Source organism: Mesorhizobium sp. M7A.F.Ca.US.010.02.1.1 (genome assembly GCF_004023085.1).
Classification (GTDB): Bacteria; Pseudomonadota; Alphaproteobacteria; order Rhizobiales; family Rhizobiaceae; genus Mesorhizobium.
In genome coordinates this window covers 51,830-67,039 of sequence record NZ_RZRV01000035.1, presented here as the reverse complement: position 1 = coordinate 67,039, position 15,210 = coordinate 51,830, and the positions used below count along the sequence as shown (strand labels likewise).

Sequence of the window (15,210 nt, the reverse complement as noted above, 5' to 3'; positions counted from 1 at the left end):
GGCAACAGTGGGGGCGGCAACGGCGGCAATTCCGGCGGAGGCAATAGCGGGAACAGCGGCAATAGCGGCAACGGCAATGGGAATGGCAACAGCGGCAAATCAGGATCCAATCAGGGTAAGAGCGGGAGCCATGTCAATGCAAAGACCGGTGACAAGGTCGACGTGACCGGCAACAAGATCACGGTCCGGCACCCCGACGGCATAACGGAAAAGCTCGAGAACGGTCGTTTCAGCATGAAGGACGCGCTCGGTCGCACGATCATCGACCGCCAGGCTACCCCGGCCGATGCCAATCGTCTCAAGGCCTTGTGAAGCTGGCCAACAGGCAACGGTCAGCTTTGCACGTCACCTCCGCCGCCCCCCGGCGGAGGTGACCTCGTTTTTGGCCAGCGTCCCGGTTTTCGGCACCGCAATGGCTGCAGTCCCGAGGCGCGACGTGCTTTTGCGCAATCCGGGACGGGAAACCGCTGCGCATTTCTCCGTACCTGGCCTGGAGCAATTCTAGGAAAAGTGTGAAGCGGTTTTCCGTCTAGAATCGCGTCAAAACAAAGAATTAGAGCAGCTCGCCGTTTCCGTGAAACGGTGAAATGCTCTAAGAAGGCCTGTCGCGGTCGCGCAACTCACGCATCATCAAGGCCGCTTCGGTGCGGTTTCGCACATTGAGCTTCGACAGCACCCCGGTCATGTGATGCTTGACGGTCTTCTCCTGCAGCTCAAGCCGCAAGGCGACTTCCTTGTTGCTCAGCCCCTCCGCCACCAGCCGCAGGATTTCCGTCTGCCGATCGGTGAGCTGCCGCAGCCGTTCCGCAATGCCGTCGGTCGGCTGCTGGGACTGGAGATCCGAAAGCAGCCGGGCCGACAGCGTCGGCGACAGATAGCTTTCGCCGGCTGCAACATTGCGCAGGATGTCGGCGAGCCCGCGCGACCCGACGCCTTTGAGGACATAGCCATTCACCCCTGCGTTCAGCGCCTTTGTCACATCGGCATTGGCCTCCGAAACGGTCAGCATGACGATCTTCTGGGCGGGATGGCTGGCGAGGATGCTTGCGACCGCGGTCAGCCCGCCGCCCGGCATGGAGATATCGAGCAGCAAGATGTCGGGCCGCACCGTCGTGGCGAGGCGTTCGGCATCCTGCGCCGTGGCGCCCTCGCCAACCATCTCGAAGCCCCCGATCTCCGACAGGCTGCGCGTCACACCTTCGCGAAAGAGGGGATGATCGTCGACAATGGCGATGCGGATGGTACCAGTCATGCTTGCTCCTCGACCGACAGACGGATCACCAAACGCGTACCTTGCGGCCCGGTCAAGGTTTCGAACTGTCCGCCAATGCTTTCGACCCGCTCCCTGAGGCCGGCGAGGCCGAGACCCTCGACCCGTGCCGCCGGATCGAAACCCGGCCCGCCGTCCGACACTTCGACAAAAAGCCTGCCACCTTTCATCCCGGCGCTCACCGCCTGATCCTTGCCTAGCCCGTGGCGATAGGCGTTGTTCAGCCCTTCCTGAACGAAACGATAGATGCTGATCTTCTCGGAAGCGCCGGGTTCCGGCAACTGTCCGGCCAGCGTCAGCGTCACCGACGTTCCCGTCCTCTGCTCGTGTTCCTTGACGGCCAGCCGCAGAATGTCGTTTGCGGCAGCCGTCTCGATCTGCGGAAGGACAAGGCCGGTGCAGATGCCGCGTATTTCGCGCATCGCATCCTCCAGTGTCTTGCGGATCATCGCGACCTCGGTCGAACGGCTTACGCCCGAATGGCCATCGCTGGAAAATATCGGGCTGTCCATGCGCAGCGCCGCCAGGGCCACGAGTTGGGCCGGGCCGTCATGGAGGTCGGCGCCGATGCGGCGCAGATATCTTTCGTTGAGCGCGGTGGCGCGGCGAGAGGCCCGTTGCACGCGCAGTCGCAAGGCACTGTTTTGCGCCACCAAATCCTGCAGCTCCGACACCTGGCGGCGCAGCGCCCCACGCTGGTCGTCGATGGTGCGGCTGCCGCGCAGGACGATGCCCGACAGGAGCAGGAATGCCGCCAGGGTCGCGCCGGCCACGATCAGCCAGCTCGACCACAGAGCGGACGCCAGGGTGGCCTGGAAATCGTCGGCGATCTCATAGAACTCGGTGACCGCCACCACCTCGCCCGACCAGGGCTCGCGCACGGGATTGTAGATCTCCAGCAAGGGCAAGCGGGTAGCCTTCTCCTCGCGTTCATCATCATCGAATGTATTGAATTCAGCGACGACGTTGCCTTCGAAGGCGGAACGCAGATTGTCGCTCGGACCGAAGCGGCGGCCGATCAGGGCCGTCTCCTTGGCGTAGAGAACCGTCCCGTCGCGGCGCCAGAGCACGAACGATTCGAGGCGCTTGCCAAGCGCGCCCTGGCCAAGCGTCTCGTCCAGCGCCTGCTTGACGGACTCGCTGAGCTCCTGCTCCTTGCGCAAGTCGGGAAGCAGCGGCGCAATCACGCTGTCGACATAAAGGGCCGTCGTGGCGGCCGAATTGCGGATGACGCCGTCCCGGATCTGCGCCGTCACCCAGGTGCCGACCACCAACATGACAGCCAGCAGGCCAAAGCCGCCGGCAATGACGAATTGCAGGGCAAGGGAAAGCTCGCTCCAGCGCCGCACCAGGTTTTGAAAACTGCGAATCATGAGCCCCTGACCGCCCTTCGAACCGACAGATTGGGCGATGGTAGTACTTTGAGCTTCCGGCTTGCCATTGCCAAGAGCTTCGTTTGGTCGAGGTCGCTTGACGTCCCGGCGCGCTTGGGAAACAACGTCCGCGACACACGCGGCGGGAGCCGCTTCGAGAGGGGACGGAGCGTTGAGTTTTTCAGGATTGCTGCAGCTCGGCTTTTCGACGGTCATTTTCCTGCTGGCGGCGACAGCCGCCAAGCAATGGGGCCTGGCGCCGAGCCTTGGCAAGATCGCGCTGACGCTGGCACTCTATTCGCTGGGCAATCTGATCATGCTGCGGCTGATCCGCGAATTCGGCATGTCGGTGTCGTTCAGCCTTTCCGCCGTCATCCAGCTGGTCTCGGTGAACGTCGTGGCACTGGTCTTCTTCGGCGAGCGCGTCAATGCGCTGCAGGCGACCGGGATCATGCTGGCGATCGCAGCGGTGGCGCTGATCACGCTCGGACCCTATCTGCAAGGCCGGCTGTAACGGGCGAATTGCCGATGAAGAACGCCGCGAACGCTTTGCTCAACCGGGTTGAATTCCCGGTGCTGCTGGCCGGCCTGGTCATCGCCGCCGGCCTGTGGGGATTCGAGGAGCTGATGGAGATGGCGCGCGCCACCACGCCGCACGCCTTCGATACCGAAATCCTGCTCGCCTTCCGCCAGGCGGGCCGCCCCGACAGCCCGGTCGGCCCGCTGTGGCTGCAAGGGGCGATGCGCGACATCACCAGCCTCGGCAGCGGCAGCGTGCTGGTGCTGATCGTGACGGCGGTCATCGTGTATCTCCTGCTTATCCGCAGGCCGGCGACCGCCCTTTTCATCTTCGTGGCGGTGGCCGGCGGTCAGGTGCTGTCGAGCCTGCTGAAAGCCGGCATCGACCGGCCGCGCCCCGAACTCGTCTCGCATCTCGTCAACGAAACGACGCTGTCTTTTCCGAGCGGCCACGCCATGCTGTCGGCGGTGACCTATCTGACGCTCGGCGCGCTGGCGGCACGCTTCCTGCCCGGTCGAACGACGAAGATCTATGTGCTGTCGCTGGCGGTGCTGACGACGCTGCTGGTTGGCATCAGCCGCATCTATCTTGGCGTCCACTGGCCATCGGACGTGCTTGCCGGCTGGTGCGCGGGCTTCGTCTGGGCGATGCTTTGCTGGCTCGCTGCCCGGGCGTGGCAGCGATGGCGTGGGCAGCACCCGGACGGCGAGACTGGAGACTAGATCAGCCGGTTGATCAGCCCGGGAAAGTATCTGAAAAAATGGTCAGTCAATGCGCCGCGCCTTACGTCCCAGACGTTCATACTAATGCTTGAAACATCACAATAATGGTATTATACCTCATTTCTGCAGACTCAGACGGGGATTCCGGCCGATGATCACTGCCGCGCAGATGCGTGCCGCAAGGGCGCTGGCCGGCATCGATCAGAAGACGCTCGCCGAGCGCGCCGGCGTTTCGCTTCCGACCATCCAGCGCATGGAGGCGAGCGATGGCGTGGTCAGGGGCGTGGTCGACACGCTGATGAAGGTCATCCAGGCTCTCGACGAGGCCGGGGTGGAGCTGATCGGCGAGAACCAGGCCAGCGAGCGCGGCGGCCGGGGCGTGCGCCTCAAGCCTGCCGTGCCGCGGGGTCCCAAGGCTGAGCCGGCATAAAGTCGCGACGGCGACCGCCGACAGCCCTGCCGACGATCCCGCCGCCTTTCAGGGTGCGAAAGGCAGTCCATGGATCACACGCAGCGGGCAGTGCATGAACCGGCCCACAGGTCGGTAAAGCCGACATTTTCCGAATTGTTCACACCGAAGCTGGTGACGGTCTGGCGCGAGGGCTACACGTTCGCCGACTTCAAGGCGGACGCCATTGCCGGGCTGACGGTCGCCATCGTCGCGCTGCCCTTGTCGATGGCGATCGCGATCGCATCGGGCGTCGCTCCCGAGCGCGGCCTCTACACCTCGATCGTCGGCGGCTTCATCATTTCGGCGCTCGGCGGCAGCCGCTTCCAGATCGGCGGTCCGGCCGGCGCCTTCATTGTGCTGGTGGCAGCGACGGTTGCCCGTGTCGGCATCGATGGGCTGCTTTTGGCAACGATGATGGCAGGGGTCTTCCTGCTCGCCATCGGCTATCTTCGTCTCGGCACCTACATCAAATTCATTCCCTATCCGGTGACGGTCGGCTTCACCGCCGGCATCGCCGTCATCATCTTTTCAGGACAGATCGTCGAACTGTTCGGGCTGAAGCTTGCCGGCAAGGAGCCGGGACCGCTGGTGCCGAAGCTGATCGCGGTCGCCGAGGCGGCCGGCACCATCAACCCGGCGGCGACCTTGGTGGCGGTGTTGACCATCGTCACCATCGCCGGCCTGAAACGCTGGCGGCCGACATGGCCCGCAATGCTCATCGCCATCGGGCTGGCATCGCTGGTCGTGGCGCTTCTTGCGCTGCCGGCGGAGACGATCGGCACCCGCTTTGGCGGTATCCCGCGCAGCCTGCAAATGCCCGCTCTGCCACCGGTCAGCCTGGACAGGATGATTGACGTGCTGCCGGATGCCATTGCCTTCGCCTTGCTGGGCGCCATCGAATCGCTGCTGTCGGCAGTGGTCGCCGACGGAATGACCGGCCGGCGGCATCGCTCCAACTGCGAACTGGTGGCGCAAGGCTTCGCCAACATCGCGTCCGCCCTGTTCGGCGGCATCTGTGCCACCGGCACCATCGCCCGCACGGCGACCAATGTGCGGGCCGGCGCCCACGGACCGGTTTCGGGCATCGTCCACGCCGCCATCCTGCTCGCTTTGATGCTGGTGGCGGCGCCGCTCGCCAGCTACATCCCGCTCGCCGCCCTTGCCGGCGTGCTGGCCGTCGTGTGCTGGAACATGTTCGAGAAACAGGCCTTCGCCACCTTGCTGCGTGCCTCGCGCGGCGATGCGCTGGTGCTGATGGTGACCTTCCTGCTCGTCATCTTCCGCGATCTCACCGAAGGCATCGTCGTCGGCTTCGTGCTGGGGTCGATCCTGTTCATCGACCGCATGGCCAAGTCGATTGCGGTCGAGGCCGATCAGCCGCTGGTGCAGGAGGATGTCGCCGACAGCACCAACGCCTACGATGCCAGCGAGGCGACCGACGCCGACACCGTGGTCTACCGCATCTCCGGCGCTTTCTTCTTCGGCGCCGCGTCGACCGTCGGCACCGTGCTCGACCGCATCGCCGACCAGCGCAAAAACTTCATCCTCGATTGCTCGGCCGTACCGTTCTTCGATTCGACGGCGGCCAACGTCATCGAGGGCGCCGCCCACAAGGCGAAACGCGCCGGCGTCCGCTTCATCATATCAGGTGCCGCGCCGCAGATCCGGCGTATGCTGATCAACCACGGCGTCAAGCGCCCGCTGGTGACCTATGCCGCCTCGATCAAGGATGCGCGGGCGCAGCTGAAAGGGAAGCTGGAGGCAGAGTAGAAATCGGGATTTGCCGGTCGGCGGGCCACACAGGTGTCCGCCGGTTGAACGCAAACGTTTTGGCCCTGGGTTGACTCACGCACGGCGCGACGTGAACGGCCGCTTTGCGCCCTCGTTTCCGCCATTAGACCACCGTTGCAGCTTCCCGAAAGCTGACGGTCTGCTAAGCCAGCACTAAGGCCTCGAATGGGGTGGTAGCAGGTTACGCCGCCGGTCAGCCCGCTGCCCAACGATAATAGTCGTGTTGATGTCAATGCGAGCCCCAAATATCATGCAAGTACTCCTGGGCTATCCGCCCGGGTGGTCGTGCCACCGTGCGCGGCGATGAACATGGCGACGGCCGACCGGCAATAGGATTCGATTTCGTTGTCGTCCTCTGCTCTCGCCTCATCGAAGCGTGCGATAATCAGGAGATCGGATCCTTTGATAAGCGCGGCAAACAGGCGGGCGGACCGGAGAGGATCGGTCACGTTCAGAACCGCCTTCGCGTGCAACTGACGCAACAGGGCCTCGATTTGGGCGATGACATGGGCGGGGCCGGCTTCGTAATGGAGCTTGCTTAACGACTTCTGATTCGTCTTGTCGGCCATGATCATGGCTTCGACACTGCGGACGTCCGGGTTCAACAGCGTGCGAAGCAGGGATGATCCCACCGCCATGAGCTGATCTTCGGCCGAACCGTCGACGCCTTCAAGAAGGGCAGGTGGTGCAAACAACTGATGGCAGCCGGACGCGATGGCCGCGCTGAACAGCGCCTCCTTGTTCTCGAAGTGCCGATAGATGCTGAGCTTGGATATCTTCGCCCGCTGGGCGACCTTGTCCAATGTCGTCCCTTGAAAACCCAATTCGACAAAGAGTTCGGACGCAGCGTCGAGTATCGTTTGGCCAAGCGCCTCGTTGGCGGGCCGGCCGCGGCGGCCCTGGCTATTTTCGGTCACGGCAATTACAGTCCTTGACAGTATCTTAATTGTTGAATTACGATACCACGCAGTTTCAGAAATATGCAAGCCAGGCCAAGCCAACCTCTCATCCACACACGGAGCCCATCACCATGGATGACGTCATCATCATCGGCGGCAGCTTTGCCGGTCTCGCCGCCGCCCTGCAGCTCGGACGTGCCCGTCGCAAGGTCACCGTTCTCGATACCGGCCTGCCGCGCAACCGCTTCGCCGGCCACTCGCATGGTCTGCTCGGCCACGATCACAAGCCACCGCTGGACATCCTGGCCGAAGCGCGGAAGCAACTGGCGCGTTATCCCACGATCAGGCTGGTCAATGGCCGGGCCGACAGCATCTCCGGCACCATCGACGATTTCTCCGTCCTCACTGGCGATGGCGAACGCCTTGGGGCGCGCCGCCTGATCCTGAGTTATGGCGTCGCCGACCAGATGCCGGATGTTACGGGCTTTGCCGAAAGCTGGGGCACATCCATTGTGCCCTGCCCCTATTGCGATGGCTTTGAAGTCGCCGACCAGCATTGGGGCCTCGTCTGGTCCGGCCCGCCGTCGCACAATTATGTCAGGCTGTACCACGACTGGACCGAAACATTGACGGTCTTCGCCGATGGTCACGACATTTCACCCGATGTTCGGGCCGATCTGGCGCGCCGCAACATACCTGTCGTTGATGGCCGGATCGCCGAAATCGCCCATCACCGGGGCCATATCACCACCGTTAATCTCGAGAGCGGCCGCAATGCCGCGGTCGACATCCTGTTCGCGCATCCGCGCAACAAGCCGTCCGCAAGCCTGCATGAATTAGTGGGCCTCGCCACGGTCAATACGCCTTTCGGCATCGCCATCAAGGTCGATGAGCGCCGCGAAACCAGCACAGCCGGCATCTATGCTGCCGGCGATCTTGCGAACCCGGCCATGGCCTCGGTCACCACGGCAATATCGCAAGGCGCGACGGCGGGTATCTCCGCCCAGCAGTCGATGCTGGTTTGAGAACACAGATTCCCCTCTCCCGCACCGGCCTCCCTACGTCGTCGCCACCGTCGGCTGCCCGACAATACCAGCCAGTCTGCTGCCGGCCCCAATTGAGCCGTGGGTACGCCCGCAACCCGATGTCCGCTTTCGATGCCTCTCCACTAGAAGCTGACGGACTGCTACCGGCCCAAAGGCGACATCAAAATATCTGCTCGGCAATGTCCGCTATTGGCGCTTGGCGGGCCGATCCGGGCGACGTCGTTTACTAGCCACAATAAGAGTTCGAGTTGGCGATCCTCGCCGATGAACGACAGTCCATCGGCTGTTGGCGAACGTCTCGGAGATCGGCCCCTGAGGCACCGATCATGGCTCTCAGTCGAGCTTCAGCGCAGCCACTTCGCCCTCGTTCATCAACGGCACATAGAGGATCGACTTGCCGTCGGTACCGATGTCGGCGCTGCCCGGTTTGAAGTGCGCCAACGCTTCCGGCGCGCCGCCGGCTTGATAGCGGTAGAGCGTGCCGGTCATGTAGGCGGTGGCGTAGATGGTGTCGCCGATGGCGATGACGCCATCGAGATCGGCGAATTTCTGCGCGCCCGGCAAGGGCGAAACCACCTTGCTGGCGATGTCGACCGACAGCAGCCCACCCGGCTCCGCCGTGCTGAAGTCGGACTTGATGTCCTTGCCCCAGGAGGCGACGATCAGCCTGTCGCCATCGGCGAAGACGCCGTTGGGCGAAGCCAGCATCGCATCCCTAGCGAACAGTTCTGGTTGTTCGCCGTCGATGCGATAGATCGTGTCGGCCAGCATGTCCGTGACATAGATCTTGCCTGATTGGTCCGATGTTATGTCGTTCAGGAAAACAGCGTTCGGCACCGTGATGCTGGCGACGAGCTTGCCGCTGGCGAGGTCGACGACGCGAACCTTGGTGATGTCGGCGACATAGAGCTTGCCGCCCGCTATCGCCATACCCTTGGGCGCGTCCATGCCGTCGGTCCAGTGCCGGGTGACCGTCCTGCCGTCCACGGACAGCACGCTGAGATAGCCGTTGCCGTCGGCGTCGCCGGGATTGCCGACGATATTGGAAACGATAAGGCGATTGTTGGCTGCGTCGAACAGTGCCGATTCCGGTTGTTCGAGGCCGGTGGCGCGCCAGAGTTCTCCAGCCTCGGCGGCAGGCGCGGCTGCGATGCCGATGACGGCGAGAAAGGCTGATGTGACGAGGGTGTTCATGGCTGCTCTCCTGTGATGACGGCGGAGAGCTATGATTTTCGATACTTTCCGGAAAGGCCGATAACCGCTAGTATCGAAAGTCGATACGAAACCCACGGCAAGAGGTGCATTCCATGAACGGCCTTATCTTCGACGCGTTGAAGCGGACGCTGAAGGCGAAGGGCGTCACCTATCGCGAGCTTGCCGAACGCATGGGGGTTTCCGAGCCGACGGTGAAGCGCATCTTCCACGAGCGCAACTGCAAGCTCGACCGGCTGGTGGAGATCTGCGCTGCCGCCGGTGTCGAGCTGGAGAACGTGCTCGGCTCGATGAACCGGGGGCCAGGGCCGGTCAACCACATCGCGCCGGAGATCGAACGCAGGCTCGCCGGCCGGCCGGCACTGCTGTTCATTTTCGTCATGCTGTCGGAAAAATTCACGCCCGAGGGCATCATGCGCTCGCAAGGCCTGAGCGAAGCCTCGATGTTCCTCTATCTGCGCGATCTCGAGGAGCTCGGCCTGATCGCGCTCGGCCGCGGGCTCACGGCGAGATTGCTTGTCGAGACGCCGATCCAGTGGAATTTCGAAGGGCCGCTGCGGCCGCTGTTCGAGATGACCAACAAGAACTTCATCGGCTGGGCGATCACCCATATCGACAAGGAAGCGACCTTCGTCAGCTTTAGCAGGCGGATGCGGCCGGAGACGGCGGAGATGGTGCGACGCGAGGCGCAGGACCTCGCCGATCGCGCCAAACTGCTGGCCCATCACGACCAGCACACGACGCCGGAAGACGGGCTGGTCGGCTACAAATGGACGTTTGCCTTTGGCGCGACGCCATTCCCGGCGATCATGCCGATCGGGCCGCACGCGCGAGATGCCGGTGCGAGAGCAACCGACCCGGCCGCCAAGACACGGCGGCCGCTGCCGGCCTGATCGGCCAATCGTCTCAGCATGATTGCATCTGGCGGCTGAGCTTGCCGCGCACGGCCCTGGCGGTGCCGATGGCCACCATTTTCGCCGCTGTCTTGCCGCCTGGGCCTGCCATGCGGCCGGCGATGCCGACCGCGCCATTGACCGCGCCCATCATCTTCATCTGCCCGGCCGTCTCGTTCATGCTGGCCCTGCAGTCCTGCATTTTCCTGGTCGCCTCGACTGCAGCCAGGGCCTCGCCAAGGCCCTCCGGCGAGTCCGGGCCGGCCGCCAGCTCCGCCAATTGCGCATGCTGCTCTGGCGTGATCGGCGGGCTGGCGGCCGTCTGGCTGCAGCTGGACGCCAGCAGGCAGATAAGCATCGCGATCGGGCTGCCCCGCCTGACACGTGCCGTGGTTGGAAAAATGCCGCGATGTTCGGCCTCGAGGCTCCCGCTCGGAGTTGCTTTTCCCGCCACCCGTTTCCTGTTGCCCAACATCCTATCGCCCCATCGCCGGGCCGAGGATGAGGCTGCGGATTTTTGGCGTCAGCGGCCTGACGACATCGGCGAAGGGGCCGCCCTCGGCCCGCAAAGCCATCAACCCTTCGACCTCTTCGTTGATGGCGTCGATGGTCTCTGTCTTCTGCGCGTCGGTCAGCTCCTTCATGCCGGATATGGCATTCCTGAGCTTGGCGAAAATGGCATCGAGTTCTGCGACCGGCATCGTCGCCAGGAACCCGCGCATGGTCTCGCCAAGCGCGATCTTCCAGCTGTCGGCGGTGAAACCGGCTGTGTCGATCAAGCCCTTGTCCGCGGCATCGCGCTCGTACCAGTCGGCGGCGATCTCCTCGTCATAGGCGAACTGACCGAATTCGGGTTGCAAGGCCTCGATCAGGCCGACGACCGCCGACGCATCCCGCGCTGTCAGCGCCAAGGCCTGCGGGCTGTCGAAGATCATGCCGGCAAGTGCGAGCGCGCCGGCCAGCCGGCGCATGGCTGCGAAACGCCGCTCAGCCATAACAATCCTCCGCAATGCCGGCCCGGGCACTGCTCGTCGCCTGGGACTGCAGAACCGAGCCGCCGATCGAGGCGGCCTGGCCGGCAATGACCCCACCATTGCCAGCCAGACCGCCAAGACCCCCCGCCATCGACAGGACACCGCCGAGCAGAGCCGCATTGGTCTGCGCCTTCGCCGCCTTCTTGGCGGCATCGGCGCAGGCCGTTTCCGTCGTCGGTTCGTTCTGGGCCTTCTTGCTGCCGGCCGCGCTCGCGATCGATGCCGGGTTGTTGTCGGCCTGGCCCGTTTGGCAGCCCGCCAGGGCAAGGGTCAGGGCCAGGAAAATGATCCTTTTCATGGTGCTGCTCATCATCGGGCAGCGCGCGGCGGCAGCTTGGCCTCGCGATGATCGGTCACCGCGTTGCCCAAGGCGATCGACAGCAGATAGACGCGCGGATTGAAGCCCGCCGCGGCCAGTGCCGACAGCGTCTTGAACAATTGCAAATGAAACATCGTGCCCCCTTGGATTGCCGCCAATGCGGTTCCGGTTTTGGAATCGCGCCGCAAACTAGGGGCATCGAAGGGGGTCAGCTTGGACAGAACGGCACTGAAAGCGGCCAAAACGGCCCGGGATTGACGTTTTGCAGGCCGCGGCGCATATGACCGCGCTCTTGGGCATGGGGGTGTCGATGACTGCGACGATGGGGCCGTCAGCTTCGTTCAGGCTGGCGACGGAGATGTTTCCGGAGCGGGATCGCGTCGAGATTACGCGCGAGGTTTACGGCCGCACCGTTCTGAGGGTGGACCTCGATCCGCTGGCGCCGGCGCAGATCGACATGCGGGTGCGCGCGTTGCCGGGCCTCGGCATCGCCACCGGCAGCTCATCGGAATTCCGGGTGCATCATACGTCGTCGCTGATCGACAACGACGACTTCGTTCTTCTGGCGGCCCTCGACGGGGGCAGCGTGATGAAGCATCGCGGCCGCGAGGAGGCGGTCGGCAACGGCCAGGCGCTCATGATGAGCGGTGAAGAGGTTGGCCTCAACCTGATCGGCGCCGGCGGGTTCCGCTTCGTCAATCTCAGTTTTTCGCGCAAGCAGCTTTCGCCTCTGATCGGCGATCCGGCCGCGGTCCTTATGCGGCCCTTGCCGACCCAGAGCGGGGCGATGCGGCTGTTGCTCGACTATATCAGCTCGATCCAGGAGGTCGGAGACGAGTTGACCGCGGAGGCCTGCCACCTTGCGGCGACGCATGTCTTCGACCTTGCCGCACTCGCCATGGGCGCGACCAGGGATGCGGCCCAGATCGCACGCGGCCGTGGCGTCAGCGTTGCCCGCTTGCGCGCCATCAAGGCCGATATCGTCGCGCATGGTGGCCATGTCGACCTGTCGGCGCAGGACGTCGCCGCCCGCCACGGACTGTCGGCACGCTACGTCCGCAAGCTGTTCGAGAGCGATGGCACATCCTTGATTGATTTCATGATGAACCAGCGGCTGGCGCGCGCCCATCGCATGCTCGGCGATCCACGCCATGCCGGACGCAGCATCACCGCGATCGCCTACGAGGCCGGCTTCAACGACCTTTCCTATTTCAATCGGGCGTTCCGTCGGCGTTATGACGCTACTCCCTCGGACGTGCGCGCTGCGGCTTGCAAGCACTGACGCCAAAGCGCCGCCGACCGGCGCGCTCCCGGGCCGTCCACGCGGTTGGACTCATTTGATCGCGTCTATTCGGCGGCCTTCGCCCCGGGATCGGCAACCTTGTCATCCCAGGTCACCGCCCGGTAGTCGAAACCATATTCCAGCGTCGGCTTGACGATGCGGAAATAGGGCGACAGGTCGAAATCGCGCGGCGTGTAGAGCGAGTGGTGGCGGATGTGCAGGATCTCCTTGCGCGAGTAATTCGACTGCGCCGAGGCGCGGCCGGGCGCACGGGTGATCTCGGGCAGGATCGGATAGCGGATCTGGCCATAGGCCTCGGCGATCAGCGTAGAGCAGATCGCCCGTGTCGGGTCGCCGGAGCCGAAGGCCAGCATGCGGCGCCGCCAGCGCACCGGCACCGGCGGTGTCGGGAAGAAAAAACGCAGCATGTCGAAAATGTTCTTGAGGTCGTATTTCAGGCCGAGCCTGCCGATCATGAACGCGACGACCTTGTCGCGATCCTCCGGCGCCAGCCCGCTCGCCCGGCAGATGCGGGTGTTGTAGGTGCGGTAGCGCGACAATGGCACGGCGACGCAGCCTTCGCCGATCGTGACCTCGATCAGCCGCGGCCGCTCCGAGCCGTCTTGCGGCTCTGGCAAGGCGTCGCCGACATAGAAGGCCGCATGCGACCAGGTCGACTGGGTCAGGTATTTGATCGCCGCCGAGATCTTCTGGTTGCCCTCGATCAGCAGGATGTCGCCGGGCTCAAGCGTGCGGCGCAGCGTTTCGGCATCGGACGGTGTGTAGGGCTCGTAGCCGGAGGATTCTTCCTGCAGCCGGCCGGCAAGCCAGCGGCCAAGTCGATCCAGAAGCGTGTCGCCGGGCTCGGTCATGCCCCATGGCGATTAGCATGGGCGGGTAATGAGGGCTAGCGCACGCCTTTCCTCCCCCTGTCCGGACCGAGAGGAAGGCGCCAAGTCAGCTTGCCGTCGCAGCGGCCTCTTCCGGCGGCGCAGCCAGATCGTCACGCGCCTTGCGGGCCAGTTTGCGTGTCGAGCGTTTGGGACTGTCGCTGAACAGTTCGGCCGCCTCAGCAAGGCAGCTCTTCTTCAGCTGCTTCTCCGACCGTTTCAACAGCTTGCCCAGAAGTTTCGTGTCCTCGGGCAGCCCGAGCGGCTGGTCGTCGGCCTCGAGCAGCGCGCGCATCACCAGCACATCGTGCAGGTCGCCCAGCCGCTCGCCCAGTTCGTCGACCGCCTTGCGCCGGGCCTTGATCGGTGTCGGCCACAGCCTGCCGAGCAGCGACAGATGCATGCCGTGGGTCTTGGCCGCCTTGCGCAAATCGTGGAAATCATCGGCCGCGCCCCGCGATCTGGCCTTGTCGAGCGCCTTCCTGGCACGGCGCAGCGTGACGCGGGCACCTTCGGCAAGCACGTCGGCCGCCTGTTCCGGCTGGTCGGGCAAGGCCAGCGCTTCGATGCGTTTGAGGCCATCCTCGCAAGCGGCGGTCGCCGCGCCGATCGCCGCTTCGAGCCCGCTGCCTTCGTGCAGTTCATGCTGGCGCGCGATCAGCCTGTCGCGCGCAGCAGTAAGCCCATCGTCGGCGCTCTCCTTGGGAAAGCTCGCCGCCAGCCGGTCGATGGTCTCGATCAGCGCAGTCGCCTCGCGCGGACCGGCAAGCAGGCCGGCCACATTGCGATAGCACTGGTTTTCGGTCTCACAGAACGTTTCGTCTCCGGAACGAACAAGCCGCAGCAAGGCGCGGGCGCTCTTCAGTCGCTTGCGGCACTTGTGCAGCGCCTGTTCCGGCCGGCTCCGTGCGGCGTCAAGGTGATGCAGCGCCTTGCCGATTTCCTCGGCAAGGATACGCCTGACCTCGCCGGTCAGCGGCAGGCGCGGATCGATACGAAAGCTCATGCGGCGATCTCCGGTATCCCCCCAAGGGCGAGCGACGCGTTGTAGAATTTTGACTCGCCGGTGACTTCGCGGCCGAGCCAATCAGGCAGCATTTCGTCCGGCACGTCCTCCGGCGTCTCAAGTTCGGCGATCACAAGTCCCGCAAGCGGACCGCCAAAGACATCGATTTCGTAGAGATAGCCACGGTGCCTAACATGGTGACGTGTCTTCTCGATGACACGTCCGATGGCGAAATCCAGCATCTCCACCGCCTCCGAGAGCGGGATCGAGTATTCGAATTCGTCGCGTTCGCGCGCCTTGCTGCCGAATTTGAGTGTCAGCTTGGCGGAACCGCCATCGCTGATGCGGATGCGCACCGTGCGCCCGGGGCCGGCAGCGAGATAGAACTGGAGAATGCGGATACTGGCCTCGGCCAGTTCCCGCCATGCGGTGCTGGTGACCAGGAATTTTCGTTCGACTTCCTTGCCCATGGCCGCGCACTAAAGCGTTTGCCGCCGTCGAT

The 15,210-nt window shown here is 64.1% G+C and carries 18 protein-coding genes and 1 pseudogene; 8 read left to right on the top strand and 11 right to left on the bottom strand.

Translation table 11 applies throughout. The annotated features are described in order from the left end of the window. Positions 1–312: pseudogene (locus tag EOA19_RS26770) on the top strand (hypothetical protein); the annotation flags it as partial. Between the two features lie 280 nt (positions 313–592). Here the strand turns inward: EOA19_RS26770 and EOA19_RS26765 are convergent. Next, positions 593–1,252, bottom strand: a complete 660-nt coding sequence (locus EOA19_RS26765; RefSeq protein ID WP_023813468.1) for a response regulator transcription factor — start codon at positions 1,250–1,252, stop codon at positions 593–595. Then, positions 1,249–2,643, bottom strand: coding sequence for a sensor histidine kinase (locus EOA19_RS26760; RefSeq protein ID WP_128305315.1), 1,395 nt, complete (start codon positions 2,641–2,643; stop codon positions 1,249–1,251). Before EOA19_RS26760 ends, EOA19_RS26765 begins: the two co-directional genes overlap by 4 nt. 172 nt (positions 2,644–2,815) lie before the next feature. Between EOA19_RS26760 and EOA19_RS26755 the strand changes: the two genes are divergently transcribed. The 4 genes from EOA19_RS26755 to EOA19_RS26740 all read left to right on the top strand — a co-directional run bounded on the left by EOA19_RS26755 (position 2,816) and on the right by EOA19_RS26740 (position 6,106). Further along, positions 2,816–3,157 carry a hypothetical protein gene (locus EOA19_RS26755; RefSeq protein ID WP_013528672.1) on the top strand — a complete coding sequence of 114 codons (342 nt, stop codon included), beginning with the start codon at positions 2,816–2,818 and terminating at the stop codon, positions 3,155–3,157. Positions 3,158–3,171: 14 nt separating this feature from the next. Next, a complete protein-coding gene (locus EOA19_RS26750; protein WP_128305314.1) occupies positions 3,172–3,885 on the top strand; it encodes a phosphatase PAP2 family protein in 714 nt (237 codons plus the stop codon). A 151-nt stretch (positions 3,886–4,036) separates the two neighbouring features. Beyond that, on the top strand, positions 4,037–4,315 hold the full coding sequence (locus tag EOA19_RS26745; protein ID WP_128305313.1) for a helix-turn-helix transcriptional regulator: 279 nt from the start codon (positions 4,037–4,039) through the stop codon (positions 4,313–4,315). Positions 4,316–4,384: 69 nt separating this feature from the next. Next, the gene (locus tag EOA19_RS26740; protein ID WP_128305312.1) at positions 4,385–6,106 is read left to right on the top strand and encodes a SulP family inorganic anion transporter; all 1,722 of its coding nucleotides are present in this window, start codon (positions 4,385–4,387) and stop codon (positions 6,104–6,106) included. A 269-nt stretch (positions 6,107–6,375) separates the two neighbouring features. Here EOA19_RS26740 and EOA19_RS26735 read toward each other — a convergent pair whose 3' ends face one another. Continuing rightward, positions 6,376–7,044 (bottom strand): TetR/AcrR family transcriptional regulator, encoded by a 669-nt coding sequence (locus EOA19_RS26735; protein WP_128305311.1) that lies wholly within the window; start codon positions 7,042–7,044, stop codon positions 6,376–6,378. 113 nt (positions 7,045–7,157) lie between these two features. On the opposite strand from EOA19_RS26735, the gene EOA19_RS26730 reads away from it, so the two are divergent. After that, positions 7,158–8,051 (top strand): NAD(P)/FAD-dependent oxidoreductase, encoded by an 894-nt coding sequence (locus EOA19_RS26730; protein WP_128305310.1) that lies wholly within the window; start codon positions 7,158–7,160, stop codon positions 8,049–8,051. A 354-nt stretch (positions 8,052–8,405) separates the two neighbouring features. Here EOA19_RS26730 and EOA19_RS26725 read toward each other — a convergent pair whose 3' ends face one another. Beyond that, positions 8,406–9,266 (bottom strand): ATP/GTP-binding protein, encoded by an 861-nt coding sequence (locus EOA19_RS26725; protein WP_128305309.1) that lies wholly within the window; start codon positions 9,264–9,266, stop codon positions 8,406–8,408. Positions 9,267–9,379: 113 nt separating this feature from the next. On the opposite strand from EOA19_RS26725, the gene EOA19_RS26720 reads away from it, so the two are divergent. After that, positions 9,380–10,177, top strand: a complete 798-nt coding sequence (locus tag EOA19_RS26720) for a helix-turn-helix transcriptional regulator (protein WP_128305308.1) — start codon at positions 9,380–9,382, stop codon at positions 10,175–10,177. Between the two features lie 13 nt (positions 10,178–10,190). On the opposite strand, the gene EOA19_RS26715 is transcribed toward EOA19_RS26720, so the two are convergent. Genes EOA19_RS26715 through EOA19_RS26700 form a run of 4 tightly spaced genes read right to left on the bottom strand, consistent with a single transcriptional unit; the run spans position 10,191 to position 11,664 of the window. Beyond that, positions 10,191–10,631, bottom strand: a complete 441-nt coding sequence (locus EOA19_RS26715; RefSeq protein WP_164893054.1) for a hypothetical protein — start codon at positions 10,629–10,631, stop codon at positions 10,191–10,193. A 22-nt stretch (positions 10,632–10,653) separates the two neighbouring features. Beyond that, complete coding sequence (locus EOA19_RS26710; protein WP_023813479.1) at positions 10,654–11,172, bottom strand: hypothetical protein; 519 nt, start codon at positions 11,170–11,172, stop codon at positions 10,654–10,656. Continuing rightward, positions 11,165–11,509, bottom strand: coding sequence for a hypothetical protein (locus tag EOA19_RS26705; protein ID WP_128305307.1), 345 nt, complete (start codon positions 11,507–11,509; stop codon positions 11,165–11,167). Before EOA19_RS26705 ends, EOA19_RS26710 begins: the two co-directional genes overlap by 8 nt. An 11-nt stretch (positions 11,510–11,520) precedes the next feature. Continuing rightward, positions 11,521–11,664 carry a hypothetical protein gene (locus tag EOA19_RS26700; protein WP_023813481.1) on the bottom strand — a complete coding sequence of 48 codons (144 nt, stop codon included), beginning with the start codon at positions 11,662–11,664 and terminating at the stop codon, positions 11,521–11,523. A gap of 146 nt (positions 11,665–11,810) precedes the next feature. Here EOA19_RS26700 and EOA19_RS26695 point away from each other — a divergent pair, with 146 nt between their 5' ends. Further along, the gene (locus EOA19_RS26695) at positions 11,811–12,812 is read left to right on the top strand and encodes an AraC family transcriptional regulator (protein WP_245486339.1); all 1,002 of its coding nucleotides are present in this window, start codon (positions 11,811–11,813) and stop codon (positions 12,810–12,812) included. Between the two features lie 65 nt (positions 12,813–12,877). Here the strand turns inward: EOA19_RS26695 and EOA19_RS26690 are convergent, their stop codons facing one another. The 3 genes from EOA19_RS26690 to EOA19_RS26680 form a co-directional block, all read right to left on the bottom strand. Then, positions 12,878–13,684, bottom strand: a complete 807-nt coding sequence (locus EOA19_RS26690; protein WP_128305306.1) for a YiiX/YebB-like N1pC/P60 family cysteine hydrolase — start codon at positions 13,682–13,684, stop codon at positions 12,878–12,880. A gap of 85 nt (positions 13,685–13,769) precedes the next feature. Next, entirely contained in the window at positions 13,770–14,708 is a 939-nt protein-coding gene (locus tag EOA19_RS26685; protein ID WP_128305305.1) for a CHAD domain-containing protein, read from the bottom strand. Beyond that, entirely contained in the window at positions 14,705–15,178 is a 474-nt protein-coding gene (locus EOA19_RS26680; RefSeq protein ID WP_128305304.1) for a CYTH domain-containing protein, read from the bottom strand. The genes EOA19_RS26685 and EOA19_RS26680 overlap by 4 nt, the downstream gene beginning before the upstream one ends. Between the last annotated feature and the right edge of the window lie 32 nt (positions 15,179–15,210).